Here is an 18,230-nt window from a genome sequence, read left to right on the forward strand (position 1 = left end):
TCCTTAGTATATCAGGCGGGCGTTTCGGCTGTGACATTCCGAGATGCGAAATATCCGTTGATGCCCTTGAATATCATTTCGTACACCGCTTCCACGATGTCGCGCACAGCGTTGACATCGCCTGGTTCGACGACGTCGAACACCGATGAAATATGCATCTTGGTCTTGCCATCAGGCAGGGGATCGAAGGCCCAGGTCGCGATATAGTTGCGAACGCCTTCAACGAAATTATCGGTGCCGTTGTAGAAGAGTTGGCGCGCTATCGGATCTTCATGGATCAGGGTTTCACGGTTGGTATGCGGCAGGCCCGCATCGTCGCTATTGGCGCGTTCGATCACCTTGGTTCGGGGAACAGTGCCTTCAATGCCTTCCAGAAAACATCTGCTGACCTTCATTCCGGCCTCTTGCAGTTCGTTTCCCCACCAGTCCATGGTGCCCCAGTCGGTCAAAAGCGCCCATACGGTTTCGGCGTCGGCATTGATGACGCCTTCCCTGAGGCCGGTTCCACGTTGAACAATGATCACGATCATCCTCGCTTCAATCTGCTTGAGCGCATACGGAATGCCTCAGCTTTGTTGCACAATCATAGGTTCTGCCAAGCGACATGCCCCAAGAGCGGCACGCTGCATCGGCTTAAACCCGCGGGTCGTTCCCCTTGAGCGCAAGGCCTCGCCGCCTTGCTGGAGGGTCAGGCCAACACGGCTTCCGCTTTCTGATGTCGGGCGAAATATCGACGGAAGCCTTTCGTAATAGCGTCCGAATAGGTCCTTTCGATCAGCGATATCATCAAATTCAGATCGGCGCCTTCGACGACGTCAAATTCTGATTTGAACGTCATCAGCGTTTCGCCGGTCGGCAAAGTATCGAGCGTTGTGGTCGCGAGATAATTTCTGAACTCGTTGCGCAGTTCTGCGCCACCCGGATTGGGCCGGAAAACCATGTCGTAGACGATACGTTTCGTCTCATCGTCCTGAAGCCACAGCTTTTCATCGACGGTCGATCCGGTGACATGTCGAACGATGCGGGTGCGCGGCACCGAGTCCGGCTCGCCCAGCAGTTCGACGCTGGCGATGTTCGGGCCTGGTCGCCCTCCATCTTCCGGCTTGATCCACCAGCGTTCAAAGTTCGCCCAGTCGGTCAGCAATTCCCAGACATCATCGAGCGGCGCGTCGACGATCCCGCGATACTCCGCATGCCCTCTCTGGTATTTCGGCATTACCTGCTCCTTCGACGTCCGTTCATTGATAGAATCAGGCACGAACCGATCCTCGTGCCTCGGCAGTCATCCTGAAATTGACATATTTAGTATTAGGATACTATGTTATTCCTCTAACGGTCGCTGTCAAGGGTGGAGTGCGACAGGCCGTTCCCCGATCGATGCTGGATCGCGAGCTCGGACATGGCCCCGCGGCTATGGCGCAAGAGCGGCTGGTAACAGACCGCATTTGATCAGGCTGTGGTAGGGAAGGAGATAAAATGCTGGGTTGTGATGACAGGTTCGCGCTGCAGGAGTTGGTCAACCGATACCCCTATCATCTCGACCTTTGGCATATCGACGCGTGGGCCGATCTGTTCATCCCGTCAGGCGTCCTGGACGAAAGGGCTTTAGGGATGGAAGCCTATCATGGCCGTGATGCTATCGCCGCTTACGGCGCGCAGTTACAGGCCGATGTGCTGAATGTCGTCCATCTGATGATAAATCATGTGATCCTGGATTGGAGCGCCGACCGGGCGTCAGGCAGCGTTTTTGCGCTGGTGGAGGCGAAAACACGCGATCATGGCCACGCCCGCTACTATATCCGCTACGAAGATGGCTATGTCAGGACCGAAGCCGGCTGGCGCTTTGACCGCCGGACCATCTTACCTCTGTTTCCACCTCAGACAATTGCGCTGTCATAATCTATGCGAAGAGGGAGCGGCGCAACTCAATGCTATAGGCGCTCCTTCGCTTTACCCGTCAAAACCGGGCCACAGATCAGTAGCTTTTCGGCAGGTCCAGCACCTTTTCCGCGATAAAGCACATGATCAACTGTTCGGTGATCGGCGCAATGCGGGCGATGGCCACTTCCCTGTACAGCCGCTCGACATGATACTCCTTTGCATATCCAAAGCCGCCATGCGTCGCCACGGCTTGCCAGCAGGCGTCATGGCCCGCGCGGGCACCCAGGAACTTGGCGCTGTTGGCCTCAGCGCCGCAGGGCATGCCGCTATCATAGAGTTCCGCGCCGCGCATGGTCATATGCCACGCGCTTTCAAGATACATCCAGCGTTCGGCAAGTGGATGCTGAATGCCCTGGTTCTGTCCGATGGGGCGGTCGAACACGATGCGTTCGCGGGCGTATTTCGATGCGCGGCGCAGTGCGTCCTGCCCCAGTCCGATGGCTTCAGCCGCGAGCAGAATCCGTTCCGGGTTCAGGCTATGCAGCAGATAGGAAAAGCCTTTGCCTTCCTCACCGATCCGGTCTTCCTCCGGGATGAACAGGCCATCGATGAAGATCGCGTTGGAATCGACCGCCTTGCGGCCCATTTTCGGGATTTTGTGGACGTCGATCTTCGCCCGGTCCAGATCAGTGTAGAAGATGGTGATGCCATCGGTCGGTCGGGCGCAGTCCTCGAACCGGGTCGTGCGCGTCAGCAGCAGGATCTTGTTGGCCACCTGCGCGGTCGACGTCCAGACTTTCTGACCATGAACGACATAGCCGCCTGGCACCTTTTCCGCAAAAGTCTTGATCCGCGTCGTATTGAGTCCGGCGTCCGGCTCGGTGACGCCGAAAGCCACCTGATCCTCGCCTGATAACAGCCGCGGGACCCAGCGCGCCTTCTGCTCAGGCGTTCCTTTCACGACGATGGGGTGGGGGCCAAACAGGTTGACGTGAATGGCCGACGCGGCCGTCATCCCGCCGCCATGGTTGGCCACCTCGTTCATCATGACCGCTGCTTCGGTGACGCCAAGGCCGGCCCCTCCAAATTCCTCCGGCATGGTGATTCCCAGCCAACCGCCGTCCGCCATCGCCTTGTGAAACTCGAACGGAAAGACGCCGTCTTCGTCGCGCGCGAGCCAATATTCATCATCGAATCGTGTGACGACGGCGCGCACGCCTTCACGGATGACATCGCGTTCTTCTTCCGTGGGGAGGGGGCGGGGTGAGGACATTATACTGCTCCTGCCAGCGTGCGGCGCGCGGCCTTAAGATGAGGGATGTCGTACATTTTTCCATTGATGCCGAGCGTGCCGGCATCGGGGGAAGCGGCAAAGGCATCGACGATCGCCTGGGCATGGGCGACCTGTTCAGGCGTGGGGGAAAAAGCGCGGTTGATGATCCCGACCTGGTCGGGGTGAATGGCGACCCGACCGACGAAACCATCACGACGGGCGCGGGCACAGTCTTTCGCTAATCCCTGCGGGTCGCGGAAATCAGCGTATAGCGTGTCGATGGGCAGGGCGTCCGCAGCAGTCGCCGCAAACAGGCACTGCGCGCGTGCAACCTGATAGGGAAAAGTCCAGCTACCATCCTCTTCCTTGTTGTCGGTCGCACCGATGGCCGCCGCCAGATCTTCCGCGCCCCATGTCATCGCGACCAGGCGTGGATGGGCGGGGACATAGCTGCCAAGATTGAACATGGCCTGCGCGGTTTCCGTCGCGACGACGGCCAGTTGGACCGTTCCCGCGGCCATGCCCGCCTTGTTTTCCAGTCGATCCAGTTCCGCGCCGATCCGAACAAGGTCCTGCGCGGAGTTCGCCTTGGGAATCAGCAACCCGTCCAGCCCGGGCTTCACGACCGCTGCCATATCATCCAACGTCATGCCGGTATCGAACGGATTGACCCGCACGAAGAAGCGCCAGGACCGTTCGGCGCGATCATCCAGCAGAGACGACACATGCGCGCGCGCCGCATCCTTCATGGATGGCACAACCGCGTCCTCCAAGTCCAGGATCAGTGCATCAGCGCCCGCCGACGATCCTTTGGCGAACTTCCGTTCACTGTCGCCGGGCACGAACAGCATGGACCGCAATCTCATGCCGGGCTTCCCATCATGAGTGCGTTTCGTTTGGTCGAGCAGATCATTTCATCGCGCTGGTTGAAGCCGATATGTTCCAATGTTACGATGCCCTGACCGGGTCGCGATGCGCTCTCACGCAGCGCGTGGACGCGGGTTTCGGCGCGGATCGTGTCGCCTGCGAAAACGGGCGCGGGAAACTTCGTTTCGCTCATCCCCAGATTGCCGACTGTCGTGCCGAACGTCGTATCCTGAACGGACAAACCGATCACGAGGCCCAGCGTGAAGATGGAATTCATCAGCGGCCTGCCAAATTCGGTTCCTGCCGCATAGGCGTGATCGATGTGAATGGGCGCGGGATTATAGGTGAGGGACGAGAACAGCATATTGTCCATGTCCGTCACCGTCCTACGGATCTCATGCCGAAATGTCTGGCCCACCGTGAACTGATCGAAGTACAAACCCACCATGCTGCCAGCTATCCTCTAGGCACTACATACTAGATGCTCATTGACAGCAACCGGCCCGCTTGTAAATATTCCAATTGCAGGTCCGTCCGCGACCGCGCCAAGGACCTTGCCCGATATGCCGATCAGAACAGATGTCGACGCGCTGGTCGCGATGCTGCCGTCCGGGGGGCGAACAATGGTGTCTGGCTGTTCGGTCGAGTTGGTGTTGCTCGCTGATGCTCTGGATCGCGCCGGGGCGGCGCTAGGCGCGATGACTTTCACCGGGATTTTCGTTCCGGGGCTCAATCGCCGGACCTATCTTGCCAATCCGTCATGCCGGACGGAAACCTTCTTCCTGACGCCAGAACTCAAGGCGGCGGGGGCCACTGTCACGTTTTTCCCGCTTTGCTATGCCGATATCCGGCAGCGCCTCATCAACACGCCGCCCGACGCCGCGTTAATGATGCTCTCACCGCCTGACGAGCAGGGCATGTGCAGTTTTGGCCCGACCGTCGACTTCATGGCGGAACTCTGGCCATCCGTGCCCGTGCGCTTGGCGCATATCAATCCATTGATGCCGCGTACGCGCGGGCAGGCGGCTATTCCCTTGGCAAGCGTCACGGCGATTGTCGAATTGCCCCAGCCGCTTCTGTCGATGCCGGACGGTGGGAGCGATCCCGTCGCGGACGCCATCGCCGGTCATATCGCGCCGCTCGTGCCCGATGGCGCGACCCTGCAAACCGGCCTGGGCAAAGTGCCTGGCGCTCTGTTTCGCGCCCTGACCGGGCGGCGCAATCTGCGGGTGCATTCGGGTCTGATCGGGGATGGGGTTGTCGATCTGGAAGACGCAGGCGCGCTTGCTCCCGGCGTCGCGGTCACGGCCGGCGTCGCAATCGGTTCGGAGCGACTTTACCAGGCGATCGCCGGCCCGGCTTATCGTTTTGCGCCGGTGGCGCTCACGCATGATGGATCGGCCATCGGCGCTATTCGCGATTTCATTGCCGTCAATTCGGCGACGGAAGTGGACCTGTTTGGCCAGGCCTATGCCGAAGTCGGACCGAAAGGCTTGATGTCGGGCCCCGGCGGCGCAAGTGATTTCGCGCGGGGCGCCAAGCTGGCGGGAGGCATTCGGATCGTGGCGCTTGCGGCCACCGCTGCGAAGGGAGCGGTAAGCCGGATTGTCGCGCCCAATGCGGGGGCGGGTCCTGTGTCGCTCGGCAGGATGGATGTCGATATAGTGGTGACGGAATTTGGCCGGGCCGACCTGCGCGGCGCCACCCATGAAGCGCGGGCCGCGGCGTTGATCGCCGTCGCCGCGCCCGACCACCGCGCAGAACTCACCGCGCAATGGCAGAGCTTTTTCGCAAAGCTTTGACGCCGACGATGGGCGTCAGCGCTTTTTGGCGGCCAGCTTTTCCTGCATTGCGCGCATTAGGTCATGCAGTTCGGCGCCCTGAAACAATCCGCTGACGACCAGTCTTTCGACATTGCGCCCTTGCCCGCGTTCCAGATCCGCGGCCAGTTCGATGGCGAGCTTGCCTGCGCCAAAGGCCTCCGGCGGTAGCGCGATCAAGGACTGGCAGAAGGCGAGCGCCTCGTCCCCGAACGCCTCCTGGCTCAAAATGTCATGGACGATTCCGATCGACAGCGCGCGTTCTGCGTCAATCTGACGATTGGCAAGCACCAGCCAACGCGCCCAATGCGGACCAGCTAAGCGCACAAGACGGCTGGTTCCACCCGATCCAGGTAATGCGCCCAGAGCGATTTCGGGCAGGCCGAAACGCGCATCGGGACCAGCCAGACGGAAGTCGGCGCATAGCGACAGTTCGAGCGCGCCGCCCAGGCACGGGCCATGGACGGCCACGACGATCGGCTTTTCGATGGCTTCCCATTCGTCGCCAAGACCGTGCAGGCTCCCCGCACCCTGCCGGTACCAACGCCGAAAAGCACTTGGACTGGTGATTGACGCATCCGGCGCCAGCCCGCTGTTCAGATCGATGCCGGCCGAGAAATATTTGCCGTTGGCGGTCACCAGCATGACCCGCAGGTCGTCCCGGTCCCGCAATTGAGCGGTCGCGTCGCGCAGCCCCTCCAGCATTTCCATGCTGATCGCGTTGAATTTGTCGGGGCGGTTGAGAGCGACGTGGATCACGCCCTCACTTTTGGAAATGATAATTTCGGGGTTGGGCATTTGATTTCCTCAGTATAGTATATGCAAACTAATTCTGATGCGGACGAGGTGCACCATCAGGGGAGCACCGACAAGAGGAAAAGAAGGGCGATAAATGGAGAAGGCGTTTACGGGCGGCGTGGCGATCGTCGCTGGCGGCAGTGGAGGGATCGGATCGGCGATTTGCGAGGAGTTGGCGATCGCCGGAGCGAACGTCGCCTTCACCTTCCGCTCGCGCAGGGAGGCTGCCGATGCGGTCGTCGCCAAGGTCGAGGCTGCAGGTCGCGATGCGCTGGCCATGTCCGTCGATCATACCGATGCCGATGCCATGAAGGCGTTTGTCGACGCGGCGGCCGAGCGTTTCGGTCAGGTCCATTCCGTCGTTTACGCCGCCGGTCCCCATATTCCGATGAAGTTCCTCAGCACCATCTCGCCGACCGAGTGGAAGCAGGTTTTCGACAATGACGTGCAGGCGGCCTTCAATCTCGTATGGGCCACGCTGCCTTATCTGAAAGCGGGGGGCGGCGGCGCTTTGGTGGCGATCATCACGGCTGCGGTTGAAAAAGTACCCCTGCGCGACATTTGTTCAGCAGCGCCCAAGGCGGCGATCGAAATGCTGTTCCGGGGTATCGCTCTGGAAGAGGGGCGGTTTGGCATCCGGTCCAATTGCGTTGCGCCCGGGTTCATCGACGCTGGCCTGGGCCATGAACTGATCGCAAAGCCCGGTATCGAAGATTGGGTGGACGGCTTGCGCAAGATGTTGCCGATGAAGAAATTCGGTACAGCCAAAGACGTTGCCGATGCCGTCGCCTTCCTGCTCTCGGACAAGGGAAAATATATTACGGGACAGTCGCTCGCCGTCGATGGTGGACTGCAACTTTAGCACTGCTCCTGACGCCGCTTATGACGAAAAGCCGTGGAATGGCCGGCGACAGCAACGAATGTGGCGGTGGAAATCCGGTTCGGCTTGAGGTCAGCTGCCCACGCCGAGATGGCGGCGGCTACAATCGGTGTGTGGATGTGGAAACGATCGAAACGATTGTTTCCAAACGGGAAAGAGAGAGACGATGGATCTGGGAATTCGCGGACGTAACGCCATCATCAACGGGGGTAGTGCGGGACTGGGCTTTGGCACGGCCATGGCATTGGGCGGGGAGGGGGTTAATCTTTTCATTTCCGCACGCAACGAGGCGCGGCTGCAAATAGCATGTGAAACAATCCGCAGCGCGACGGGAGCGCATGTGCAGGCGATCGTGGCGGATCACGCGACGGTGGAGGGCCGCGAGCGCATATTGCGGGCCTGTCCTCAACCGGATATTTTCGTCGGCACCTGTTCGCCCCCGCCTTATATCGAAAGTTTCCGGGATATTTCGGACGCGGACTGGCGCGCCAATCTGGATATGACCTTCATCTCGCCTGTCGAGTTCATTCGCACAGTCGTAGATGGCATGTGCGAGCGTGGATGGGGGCGTATTCTCAATATAGCTACTGCGGCGGTGAAGTTCCCACATCCCTGGCGCATCTTGTCCGGCGCGCCGCGGGCTGCGCTGGTCAACTATACCGTGGCCGTCGCAAGGGTGATTGCCCCTCATGGCGTGACGATAAATTCACTTCTGCCTGCCATGCACGACACCGACGGAATTCGTGAAATCTATGGCAAGCGGGCAGAGGAAAATGGGATCAGCCTGGAAGCGGAGTTGGAGGAGGCTATCAAGACAATTGGCATTCCAGTCGGACGTTTTGGGTCGGAGATCGACTTCGGCGCCATCGCGGCGATGTTCTGTAGCCAACAGTCCAACTATATAACGGGGCAAAGCCTCGTGGTCGACGGCGGCGTCACGAACGCGACATTCTGATCAAGCGGGGATGATTTAAGGCAGCTGTTCTTCAGAAACGCAGTTTTTTAGGCAACATCATAAAAACGCGCAACATGATCCGTGGACCGTTCGATCTTGCGGTATAACCGGGTTGTCATGAATGTCGCCCAACCTCTGTGGCGTTCAGGTCCCCGACAGGGCGGGAACCTGAACTGCCTTTTTGCGGCATGTGCGGGCTATGCCGCTTACGCGTTGGCCGCCACCATCATTCAGGCCGTCCCGGCGCGATTGGCTGCAACTGTATCGTCGTGGGTCAGCTGGCCGTAACGCTCGATAAAGCCCTTGATCAGCGTTTCTCGATTTTCTGGTGCTCGTTTCTTGTCGGCAGCGGCGAGCGCCTGTTTGAGTGCGTCGCGCGTCAGTTCGGTGCAATAGGCTGGCGTTCCAGGCTGTTGCCGCCAAGAATTGGCCAGTGAGCCGGCGTCCAGGGCGTCGAACCCAGTGTCCTCCACCAACTGCATAGCGACCGACTTTGCCGCTGCATCGTCACCTGACACCGGCAATGCGATCCGACCCTCAGCACCTTTCGGCTTGCCGCGATCAGCGAGTGTCGTCGCCAATGCCGCGTTCCATGCCTTCACGACCGGCCGACCGATCCGTTCGCTGACCCAGACGCTTTCGGGCGCCTCACTATCGACACCATCGATCACGCCGTCGCGGAAAGGGTAGTAGTTCGACGTGTCGATCACGACGACGTCGGACGGAACGCCATCGAGCAGCCTTGTCAGTTCCTCATAAGCAAGGAAGGGGATGGAAAGAATGATTGCGTCGACATCCTTGACTGCATCATTCTTCTCGACTGCGTCCGCGCCGGTCTCCTGGGCCAGATCGCGCAATGAATCGACCCCTTTGGAGTTGGCGACCTTGACGGCGTGGCCCGCTTTGGCGAGCTTGCGGACCAGGCTGGTGCCGATATTTCCCGCCCCGATAATTCCGATTTTCATATGTATATACTCCTTATTATAGTGCAGGTTTCTCGCGCGACATCGTGAAAAGGCACTTGCCTGCGTCTGGGGATGAAATCGATTTGCTAAATGTCCAGGTCGAGCGATACGAGCCGATGGGAAAACCTGTCCAGGCCCAGTTCTTCCTGCGGTTCGGATCGCTTTGGCGACGACAGATGACAATGATGCCGGGTACATAAGTCTCGATGTTGCGAACGGTTGACAACCACGCCGACAGTTCGATCCGTCGGCTCACCATGTCGCCTTTTGTCGGGTCGAGCCGCGTCATATCCCTTCTATCATATAGACAGGCTGGGTCGGAAAGCTGAGGCGCAAATTGCGAGAGCAGTTTCTATGCGACGACATTCACTCTTCCTCTCACTGCCCGACATTATTGGCGGCTTGATCGCTGTCCGCTTCATTAGAATGGCCGTGTGCGGGGTTCCACGAACAGGCCGGTAGCCTCTGCGCAAAGGCGATCACCATCGTGCAACGTACCCTTGGTATAGGCTTTGCGCCCATCGACCCTGTCTAGCCAAGTCGTATAACGTAGTTCCTTGTAAAGCGGGGTCGGCGCTCGATAGGCGATCTGAAGATCGGCAGTCATTCGGATGACGCCGGTCTGGACTATGGCCAGCAATTCGTCGAACGTGGCAGCGATGAACCCGCCTTGAAGCAATCCGGGAGCGCCTTGGTGGGCATGACTGTAGGTGGCGTACGCTTCCGCCCGGTCGCCATTCAGGACCAGCCTGAAGGCCGGAGGCAAGGGATGAAGCCTGCCAGTGAAAGGACCAAGCTCGCTCAGGGCGTCCAATCCGGTTAAGGCGCCTTCGATATAGCGCACATGGGCTGGTCGGCTGGGTTGCTGGGCAAGCAATGTCGAGGTGTCTCGGATATTTGCGGCGGCTTCATCGAACACCGCATCATCGGCCATCGAGCAGGAAAAATCGTCCAGCAATGTCCTTATGGCCTGGGCAAGCTCAATTCGAGCCGTCAACCCGTGCTGCGAGGCACGCGTTTCTATCTCGCTATCACCGATAATTTCGCTCATGCCTTAATCCAGTTCCTAGAATAGGGGCCACGTCCCGGCGCCACATAAATTCAGCACGCGGAAGACCTGAACACGAACCGACGCGCATTAAGCCTTCACGGCATTCTTCCATGCCCGCCAGCCAACCGCGGCTGAACATCTTGTTCCTAAATCCTAGATGGTCTAAGGCAAGTCAACATTAAACGCGCCAGGGGAGCCAGGAATCGTGAATCTCGACATTTTACAGCGTTTCAAGCTCGACGATAAGGATCATGATTACACAGCCTCGGAAACCATTCTCTATGCGCTGGGCCTGGGTTACGGCGGCGATCCCACGGATGAAACCCAGCTGGCGTTTGTATATGAGAAAGGCCTCAAGGCCGTGCCGGCGATGTGCAACACGATCGCGCATCCCGGCTTTTGGATAGATCGACCGGAACTGGAGATTGACTGGGTCAAGGTCCTGCATGCAGAGCAGGCCTTCGAAATCCACTCCACCATTCCCGCCGAAGGCCGGATGCGTGGCGACTATTCGATCCTCAGTATCGAGGACAAAGGCGCCGACAAGGGCGCCATCATGAAAATGCAGAAACGCCTGTTCGACAGGGATGGTGATGTTGTTTTCGCGACCGTTACGCAGACATTGTTCCTTCGCGGTGATGGCGGGCAAGGCGGGTTCGGCGATATCGGTCCCGGACTGGCGCCGATCCCGGACGGCGACCCTGACGAGGTGGTGGACATTCCCACACTGCCGCAGATCGCACTGATCTATCGCTTGAGCGGTGATCTCAATCCCATCCATGCCAGCCCGGCGGTCGCGCGCAAGGCGGGGTTCGACCGGCCCATCCTTCACGGGCTATGCACCATGGGGCTGGCGACGCGCGCAATCATCAGCCGCCTGTGCGATGGGGATCCGGCGCGTCTTCGCGCCATGGAAGTGCGTTTCAGCAAGCCGGTTTTCCCCGGCGAAACGATCCGCGTGGAATTTTTTCTCGATGGGAATGGCGTTCGTTTCCGGTGCCGTTCGGTCGAACGCGACCTCATTGTCCTCGACCGGGGAAGCGCGACGATTGAAGCCTGAGGCACAATTAGTATATTGACACTAATTGCGGACGCTGTAGTTGATATGGCCTTGGAAAAGGATGGGAAGAACATGACTCAGTCGGGAATTCTCGCGGGCAAGGTCGTCATCGTGACGGGTGCCGGCAACGGCGTGGGAGCGGAGATCGCCAAGCTAGCTGCGGCAAGCGGCGCAAGCGTGCTCGTGAACGATCTTGGCGGCGCGGCGGACGGCGGCGGCGCGGACTCCATGCCAGCTCAGCGGGTCGCGGACGAGATCACGGCTGCGGGCGGCATTGCTGCGCCCAGCTTTCATTCCATCGCAACCTGGGAATCCGCTGAACAGATCATTCAGGACGCGATCAAGGCTTTCGGCAGGATCGACGCGGTCGTGAACAATGCCGGCATCCTGCGCGACGTCATATTCCACAAGATGGCGAAGGATGATTGGGATTTGGTGCGCGCGGTCAATCTCGACGGCTATTTCTATGTGTCGCGCGCGGCGGCACCCTATTTCAAGGAACAGGGAAGTGGCGCGTTTGTCCATATGACTTCCACGAGCGGCCTTATCGGCAACATGGGTCAGGCAAATTACGCGGCCGCCAAGCTCGGTGTGGCTGGCCTGTCGAAGGCGATCGCGATCGACATGCAGCGATTTAATGTCCGGTCGAACTGTATCGCACCCTTCGCTTTCACGCGCATGGTTGGCACGATCCCGGCCAATGACGAGGCGAACCGCAGGCGGCTGGAAATCGCCAAGCGCATGACGCCCGACAAGATCGCGCCTCTGGCGGTGGGATTGCTGAGCGACGGCGCGGTTGATGTCAGCGGGCAAATCTTCTCCTCGCGTATGAACGAGACGATTCTGTTCAGCCAGCCGCGTCCGATCCGTACCGCGCAGACGTCTGACGGCTGGACGCCGGAGACTATCGTGAGCCATGTGCTGCCTGCGATGAAGCCGAGCTTCTATCCGCTCGACATTTCATCGCATGTCTTCACCTGGGACCCTTTCTGACCCGATGGGTGACGATGCACCCTATCTGGTAGACCGGTCCGGCGGCGTTCTGACGCTGAGCTTCAATCGGCCTGCTCATGGCAACGCCATTCCGCAGGACGCTGTGCCCCTGTTGGCTGGGCTGTTCTCCTCCATATCAAGCGATCCGACCGTTCGGGTTGTGCTGGTGCGGGGGGAGGGCGCGCATTTTTCGGCCGGTGGCGACGTGCGGAGTTTCGCGCGCGCCATCGAGCAGCCGGTGGAGGCCCGCCGTGCCGACTTTGCCTCGCGACTGGATGCCGTGCGAAGCATGGTCGAAGCCTATCTGTCGATCAAGGTTCCGATCGTCGCCGTTTGCCAGGGCGCGGTAGCGGGCGCGGGGCTGATGTTTGCACTGGGCGCGGATTATCTGATTGCTGATGAAACGGTGACCTTCCTATTCTCGCATCAGCGAGTGGGTCTGCCGCCTGATGGTGGCGTCAGTCTGCTGTTGCCTCGCGTGGTTGGTGACAGACGGGCCGCAGAGTTGATCCTCACCGCAGCGCGTGTGGGTGCGGATGAAGCGTTTCGGCTTGGCTTGGCCTCACGCATTGTCGCGTCGGCCGATTTGGCAGCGGAAGGACAAGCGCAGGCCAAGTGGTTCTCACGTGCCCCGGTCGGAGCGGTTCGGCAGGCCAAGGCTCTGCTTGCGACTTCGGGCCAGCAGTCGGTTTCCGCACAGCTCAATGCGGAACGCGACGCTATCGTTGAGGCCGTGGGCACCGCCGATTTCGAGGAGGGCGTTCGCGCCTTCATCGAAAAGCGACCAGCCAGCTTTCCGTCTGCGTCGAGCACATGACTATCACGCAGGCCGACGCGGAAGACCGACAGGCTGCTAAACATGCGAGTGGAGTTTCGATGGCAGACTTTGGCATTAAACGGTTTGGCGGCTATGTGCCGCGTCTGCGGATCGACCGGTCGCTCATCGCGGACGCGCATAGATGGATGGCGCCAAATCTGCGGGGGCAGGCGAAAGGCGCGCGCGCCTTTGCCAGCTGGGACGAGGACGCCGTCACCATGGCGGTCGAAGCGGGCCGGGACTGTTTCAACGGGCGGCCCTCCGACGCGATCGAGGCGGTGTATCTGGCATCGACAAGCCTGCCTTATGCCGACCTTCAGCATGCGGCGCTTGTGGCGAGCGCGCTCGACCTGCCTACCGCCATCGCCAGCAATGATGCAGGCTATTCGCAGCGCGCCGGTACGTCCGGGCTGCTGCAAGCTTTGAAAGTGGGCGAAGAGGCGTTGTTCATTGCCAGCGACGCACCGGTTGCAAAGCCAGCCAGCACCCAGGAGCTAAGCTATGGCGCGGGGGCCGCCGCGTTCCTGCTGGGGACGGGAGACGATGTGGTCGCAAGGTTGCTGGGCGCGGCTAGCGTGACAGCCCCGTTTGTCGATCACTTCCGCGCGGCGCGCGAACGCTATGACTATTTCTGGGAAGAACGCTGGGTTCGTGACGAAGGCTATGCCAAGCTTGCCCCGCAGGCCATCGCTCAGGCGCTGTCGAAAGCCGGCATCGCCGAGAATGACCTGACGCATTTCGTCATGCCGTCGCTCCAGCGCGGTGCCGCCGACGCGGTGGCCAAGAAGATCGGTTTCGCGGGGAAGCCGGCTGACGGCTTGGCAGAATGCGTTGGATATGCGGGCACTGCCCACGCCCTGCTCATGCTGGCTCATGTGCTGGAAACGGCAACTGCGGGCGACAGGATTCTGCTCGTGGGGTTCGGTCAAGGCGCCGATGCGCTCGTGTTCGAGGTCACCGCCGCCATTGGCAACGCGCAGCCGCGCAACGGTGTGAGTGGCGCGATCGCCAATGGCATCGCGACGGACAGCTATTTGCGCATGCTCTCCTTCTATGACGGTATCGACCTGGAATGGGGTATGCGGTCGGAAAAGGTGGCGAAGACGGCGCTGACGGAGCAATATCGCTCGGGTAGTCAAATCGACGCGCTCATCGCGGGCAAATGCGGCACATGCGCCACGATCCAGTTTCCCCGGCTAGAATATTGCGTCAACCCGGACTGCAACGCGCCTGCGAGCCAGTTTGAAGACTATTCGCTCGTCGACGAGCCGTCGCAGGTGTTCACCTACACTGCCGACTGGCTGTCCTTTCATCCTGCTCCGCCGCTCTATGTCGGTTTCGTGCAATTCGACAATGGCGCGCGGATATTGATGGAGGTGGTCGATGTCGGGCCTGACGGGCTGGAAGTCGGCACGCCACTCAAGCTGACCTATCGGATCAAGGAGCGCGACCGCGCTCGCGGCTTCAACCGCTATTTCTGGAAAGCTGCGCCCGCTGGCGTGGTGGGAGCATAATCATGGCGACAGGCATCAAGGACAAGGTAGCGATCCTGGGCATGGGTTGTGCGCAGTTCGGCGAACGTTGGGATACAGATTCCTCGGCCCTCATGCGCGAAGCCTTTGACGAGGCGCTGGCCGATGCCGGGATCGAGCGTTCGCAGATAGAGGCTGGCTGGTATGGCAGCGCCTTGGACAATGTGAATGTCGGCAACTCGCCTATTCCGGCTTCAACGGCGCTCCGGCTCGACGGCATTCCTTTTACGCGTGTCGAGAATATGTGCGCGACCGGGACGGAGGCTTTGCGCGGGGCGGCTTACGCAGTCGCGTCGGGCGCGGTCGACATTGCCGTCGCCATTGGAGCGGAAAAGCTCAAGGACACGGGTTATGGTGGACTGCCCATCCCATTCAAGGGTACTTTCAATGACATGTGGATGCCCATGGGTTCGTCGCCGGCCGGATTTGCTCAACTCGCGGCGGGCTATCGCGCCAAACATGGCATGTCGAAGGAGGATTTGAAGCGGGGCATGGCGCATGTCTCGTGGAAGAGCCACCAGAATGGGGTGAGCAGTCCCAAGGCGCATTTACGTAAGGCCGTGCCGATGGAGACGATCATCAATGCGCCGATGATTTCGGAACCACTCGGCCTGTTCGATTGCTGCGGCGTGTCTGATGGCGCAGCCTGCGCAATTGTCACGACGCCGGAAATCGCGCGTGCTCTCGGCAAGAAGGAGCTGGTGACGGTCAAGGCGATCCAGCTGGCGATCAGTTCCGGCATCGAATCGCAGATGAACACATGGGACGGCAGCCATGTGCGCAATACGCGCAGTGCCGCGACCCGCGCCTACAAGGAAGCGGGGATCACCGATCCGCGCACCCAGTTAAATTTGATAGAGGTGCATGACTGTTTTTCGATCACTGAGCTGGTGACGATGGAGGACCTGTTCATTTCTAAAGAAGGCAAGGCGGTCAACGACATCCTCGATGGCTTTTACGATGCCGATGGGCAGGTGCCATGCCAGATCGATGGCGGGCTCAAATGCTTTGGCCATCCGATCGGTGCGACCGGCCTTCGGATGGCCTATGAGGTCTATAGCCAGCTTCTTGGCCGGACCGGCGAAAGGCAAATTTCCTCGCCTTCCATGGGCCTGACGCATAATCTGGGCGGTGTTCCCTATCAGGGCATTGCCTGTATTTCTATCCTGGGTCTTGCCTGATGAAGCGCACGTTATTTTCGTCCGACCATGAGATGTTCCGCGATACTGTACGCAGCTTCGTGGAGACAGAAATGGTGCCTTTCCACGATGCGTGGGAAAAGCAGCAGCGCGTCCCCCGCGACGTATGGCTCAAGGCGGGCGAGGCGGGTCTGCTGTGCTGCGACATCCCCGAAAATTACGGCGGGATCGGCGCCGACTGGCTTTATAATGTCGTCGTGATCGAAGAGCTTGCAAAGGCCGGCATGTCCGGTCCGGGCTTCATGGTCCATTCCGAAATGGTCGCGCCTTATATTCTTGCCTGGGGATCAGAAGAACTCAAGCAGACCTGGCTGCCGAAGATGGTGACGGGCGAGGCGATTGGCGCTGTGGCGATGACCGAACCCAACGCCGGAAGCGACCTCAAGGCCATCCGCACCCGCGCCGTCCGCGACGGTGACGACTATCTGATCAACGGTCAGAAAACCTATATCTCTAACGGCCAGAATTGCGATTTTGCACTGGTGGCGTGCAAGACCGATCCTGAAGCGGGCGCAAAGGGCGTCAGCATCGTCCTGTCGCCGGCCGACAATGAAGGTTTTGAACGCGGGCGCAATCTGGAAAAGATCGGCCTGAAGGCGCAGGACACGTCCGAGCTGTTCTTTGGCGATATGCGCGTGCCTGTCGCCAACCGTCTGGGCGACGAGGGGCGCGGCTTTGCGATGCTGATGACCAAATTGTCGCAGGAGCGGCTTACCCAAGCCATCCGCAGCATTTGTGTCTGCGAGGCAGCGATCCAGTGGACGGTGGACTACACCGCCGAGCGCAAGGCGTTTGGGCACACGATCGCCGATTTCCAGAATACGCAATTCGTGCTTGCGCAATTGTCTGCGGAAACCACAGCCTTACGGGTGTTCACCGACTGGTGTATCGAAAGCCATCTCAAGGGCGAACTAAGCCCGGTCGATGCTGCCAAAGCCAAATTGCTCGTTACCGATCTCCACAACAAGGTGGTCAATGAATGCCTGCAATTTTTCGGCGGCTATGGATACATGACCGAATATCCCATCGCGCGCGCATTTATCGACGCGCGGATTGCGCGCATCGCTGGCGGTGCTGCTGAAGTGATGAAGCAGATCATCGGCCGCGATCTGTTTGCGAACAAAAGATAATCCAGGAGGACAGGATGTCAAACCTACCAGTGTTGGACGCGGGCACGCTCCTCGAAATCTACAAGAAGGCTGCACTCATTCGCTATAATGACATGCGCGTCATCAAGGCGATGAAGGCTGGCCTGCTGATGACGCCTTATTATTCTCCTGCTGGTCAGGAAATCATTCCTTCGGCGCTCTCGGTCAATCTCAACGACGGCGATACGATCTGCACCATTTATCGCGGCACACATGACATGCTGGCGAAAGGCTTTCCGCTTGGTCCGCTATGGGCTGAACTGGCCGGTCGCATCACCGGTAGTTGCAAGGGCAAGGGCGGGACGATGCACCTGACCCACCCGGAGAGTGGCTGCATGGTGACGACAGGTGTCGTGGGATCATCGATGCCGATCGCCACAGGCCTTGGCTGGTCCGCCAAACTTGAGGGCAAGGGGCATGTAGCCGTCGCCAATTTTGGCGATGGCGCCGCCAATATCGGCGCGTTTCATGAATCGCTGAACCTGGCGTCCTTGTGGAAGCTGCCGGTGATCTTCATCTGCCAGAATAATCGCTATGCAGAACATACCAGCTTCGCCAATTCGACGGCTGTCGATCAATTGTCGAAGCGGGCCGCTGGCTATGGCATGGCGGGCGTGACGGTCAACGGCAACGACGTAGACGAGATGTATGGCGCAGCAAAGATCGCAGTCGATCGTGCGCGGGCAGGCGAGGGGCCTACGCTGATCGAGGCGCTGACCTTCCGCTTCAACGGCCATCTGATCGGCGATGCTGCGGGCTATATTCCCAAGGATGAAATGGCGTCGGCAAAGCAGAATGACCCGTTCGTCACCTTGCGCAAGCGGGTTCTGGTCGACGACGCGGCGAGCGAGGAAGCGCTCGACGCGATCGATGCGGACATCAAGGCCCGCATCGAAGAGGCGGTAAAAGCGGCATTCGATGCCGAATGGCCCGACGTTTCTGAATTGAAGCGCGACGTCTTCGCCCATGAGCTGGCCTGAAGGATCAGATG

At 59.7% G+C, this 18,230-nt stretch carries 20 protein-coding genes; 11 read left to right on the plus strand and 9 right to left on the minus strand.

Going from position 1 to position 18,230, the window contains the following annotated elements:
• Positions 1-11 precede the first annotated feature (11 nt).
• Both U5A82_RS00995 and U5A82_RS01000 read right to left on the minus strand, forming a co-directional pair.
• The gene (locus U5A82_RS00995) at positions 12-530 is read right to left on the minus strand and encodes an SRPBCC family protein (RefSeq protein WP_326287960.1); all 519 of its coding nucleotides are present in this window, start codon (positions 528-530) and stop codon (positions 12-14) included.
• Between the two features lie 158 nt (positions 531-688).
• Positions 689-1,216: an SRPBCC family protein gene (locus U5A82_RS01000; RefSeq protein ID WP_326287961.1), complete on the minus strand. Its 528-nt coding sequence runs from the start codon at positions 1,214-1,216 to the stop codon at positions 689-691.
• Positions 1,217-1,476: 260 nt separating this feature from the next.
• Between U5A82_RS01000 and U5A82_RS01005 the strand changes: the two genes are divergently transcribed.
• On the plus strand, positions 1,477-1,899 hold the full coding sequence (locus tag U5A82_RS01005) for a nuclear transport factor 2 family protein (protein ID WP_326287962.1): 423 nt from the start codon (positions 1,477-1,479) through the stop codon (positions 1,897-1,899).
• A 76-nt stretch (positions 1,900-1,975) separates the two neighbouring features.
• On the opposite strand, the gene U5A82_RS01010 is transcribed toward U5A82_RS01005, so the two are convergent.
• The 3 genes from U5A82_RS01010 to U5A82_RS01020 are packed head-to-tail and all read right to left on the minus strand — an operon-like array spanning position 1,976 to position 4,469.
• Positions 1,976-3,154 carry an acyl-CoA dehydrogenase family protein gene (locus U5A82_RS01010; protein WP_326287963.1) on the minus strand — a complete coding sequence of 393 codons (1,179 nt, stop codon included), beginning with the start codon at positions 3,152-3,154 and terminating at the stop codon, positions 1,976-1,978.
• Complete coding sequence (locus tag U5A82_RS01015) at positions 3,154-4,020, minus strand: HpcH/HpaI aldolase/citrate lyase family protein (protein ID WP_326287965.1); 867 nt, start codon at positions 4,018-4,020, stop codon at positions 3,154-3,156. Before U5A82_RS01015 ends, U5A82_RS01010 begins: the two co-directional genes overlap by 1 nt.
• The gene (locus tag U5A82_RS01020) at positions 4,017-4,469 is read right to left on the minus strand and encodes a MaoC family dehydratase (protein WP_326287967.1); all 453 of its coding nucleotides are present in this window, start codon (positions 4,467-4,469) and stop codon (positions 4,017-4,019) included. Before U5A82_RS01020 ends, U5A82_RS01015 begins: the two co-directional genes overlap by 4 nt.
• Before the next feature lie 115 nt (positions 4,470-4,584).
• On the opposite strand from U5A82_RS01020, the gene U5A82_RS01025 reads away from it, so the two are divergent.
• On the plus strand, positions 4,585-5,823 hold the full coding sequence (locus U5A82_RS01025; protein ID WP_326287969.1) for an acetyl-CoA hydrolase/transferase C-terminal domain-containing protein: 1,239 nt from the start codon (positions 4,585-4,587) through the stop codon (positions 5,821-5,823).
• Between the two features lie 15 nt (positions 5,824-5,838).
• On the opposite strand, the gene U5A82_RS01030 is transcribed toward U5A82_RS01025, so the two are convergent.
• On the minus strand, positions 5,839-6,639 hold the full coding sequence (locus U5A82_RS01030) for an enoyl-CoA hydratase/isomerase family protein (protein WP_326287970.1): 801 nt from the start codon (positions 6,637-6,639) through the stop codon (positions 5,839-5,841).
• A gap of 94 nt (positions 6,640-6,733) precedes the next feature.
• Here U5A82_RS01030 and U5A82_RS01035 point away from each other — a divergent pair, with 94 nt between their 5' ends.
• Both U5A82_RS01035 and U5A82_RS01040 read left to right on the plus strand, forming a co-directional pair.
• Positions 6,734-7,501 carry an SDR family NAD(P)-dependent oxidoreductase gene (locus U5A82_RS01035; RefSeq protein WP_326287972.1) on the plus strand — a complete coding sequence of 256 codons (768 nt, stop codon included), beginning with the start codon at positions 6,734-6,736 and terminating at the stop codon, positions 7,499-7,501.
• A gap of 184 nt (positions 7,502-7,685) precedes the next feature.
• Complete coding sequence (locus tag U5A82_RS01040) at positions 7,686-8,474, plus strand: SDR family oxidoreductase (RefSeq protein WP_326287974.1); 789 nt, start codon at positions 7,686-7,688, stop codon at positions 8,472-8,474.
• A 230-nt stretch (positions 8,475-8,704) separates the two neighbouring features.
• Here U5A82_RS01040 and U5A82_RS01045 read toward each other — a convergent pair whose 3' ends face one another.
• The 3 genes from U5A82_RS01045 to U5A82_RS01055 form a co-directional block, all read right to left on the minus strand.
• On the minus strand, positions 8,705-9,547 hold the full coding sequence (locus U5A82_RS01045; RefSeq protein WP_326288764.1) for an NADPH-dependent F420 reductase: 843 nt from the start codon (positions 9,545-9,547) through the stop codon (positions 8,705-8,707).
• Positions 9,456-9,728, minus strand: a complete 273-nt coding sequence (locus U5A82_RS01050) for a hypothetical protein (RefSeq protein WP_326288812.1) — start codon at positions 9,726-9,728, stop codon at positions 9,456-9,458. Before U5A82_RS01050 ends, U5A82_RS01045 begins: the two co-directional genes overlap by 92 nt.
• 132 nt (positions 9,729-9,860) lie before the next feature.
• On the minus strand, positions 9,861-10,490 hold the full coding sequence (locus tag U5A82_RS01055) for a PaaI family thioesterase (protein ID WP_326287976.1): 630 nt from the start codon (positions 10,488-10,490) through the stop codon (positions 9,861-9,863).
• Positions 10,491-10,695: 205 nt separating this feature from the next.
• On the opposite strand from U5A82_RS01055, the gene U5A82_RS01060 reads away from it, so the two are divergent.
• The 7 genes from U5A82_RS01060 (at position 10,696) to U5A82_RS01090 (ending at position 18,219) form a co-directional block, all read left to right on the plus strand.
• Positions 10,696-11,550 carry a MaoC family dehydratase gene (locus U5A82_RS01060; RefSeq protein ID WP_326287978.1) on the plus strand — a complete coding sequence of 285 codons (855 nt, stop codon included), beginning with the start codon at positions 10,696-10,698 and terminating at the stop codon, positions 11,548-11,550.
• Between the two features lie 72 nt (positions 11,551-11,622).
• On the plus strand, positions 11,623-12,543 hold the full coding sequence (locus tag U5A82_RS01065) for an SDR family NAD(P)-dependent oxidoreductase (protein ID WP_326287980.1): 921 nt from the start codon (positions 11,623-11,625) through the stop codon (positions 12,541-12,543).
• 4 nt (positions 12,544-12,547) lie between these two features.
• The gene (locus U5A82_RS01070; protein ID WP_326287982.1) at positions 12,548-13,360 is read left to right on the plus strand and encodes an enoyl-CoA hydratase/isomerase family protein; all 813 of its coding nucleotides are present in this window, start codon (positions 12,548-12,550) and stop codon (positions 13,358-13,360) included.
• A 59-nt stretch (positions 13,361-13,419) separates the two neighbouring features.
• A complete protein-coding gene (locus tag U5A82_RS01075) occupies positions 13,420-14,874 on the plus strand; it encodes a 3-oxoacyl-[acyl-carrier-protein] synthase III C-terminal domain-containing protein (protein WP_326287984.1) in 1,455 nt (484 codons plus the stop codon).
• 2 nt (positions 14,875-14,876) lie between these two features.
• Entirely contained in the window at positions 14,877-16,073 is a 1,197-nt protein-coding gene (locus U5A82_RS01080) for an acetyl-CoA acetyltransferase (protein WP_326287985.1), read from the plus strand.
• A 32-nt stretch (positions 16,074-16,105) separates the two neighbouring features.
• Positions 16,106-17,221 carry an acyl-CoA dehydrogenase family protein gene (locus tag U5A82_RS01085; RefSeq protein WP_326288766.1) on the plus strand — a complete coding sequence of 372 codons (1,116 nt, stop codon included), beginning with the start codon at positions 16,106-16,108 and terminating at the stop codon, positions 17,219-17,221.
• A gap of 14 nt (positions 17,222-17,235) precedes the next feature.
• The gene (locus U5A82_RS01090) at positions 17,236-18,219 is read left to right on the plus strand and encodes a thiamine pyrophosphate-dependent dehydrogenase E1 component subunit alpha (protein ID WP_326287987.1); all 984 of its coding nucleotides are present in this window, start codon (positions 17,236-17,238) and stop codon (positions 18,217-18,219) included.
• The last annotated feature ends 11 nt before the right edge of the window (positions 18,220-18,230 follow it).

The organism is Sphingobium sp. CR2-8 (assembly GCF_035818615.1).
In the GTDB taxonomy this organism is placed as follows: domain Bacteria; phylum Pseudomonadota; class Alphaproteobacteria; order Sphingomonadales; family Sphingomonadaceae; genus Sphingobium.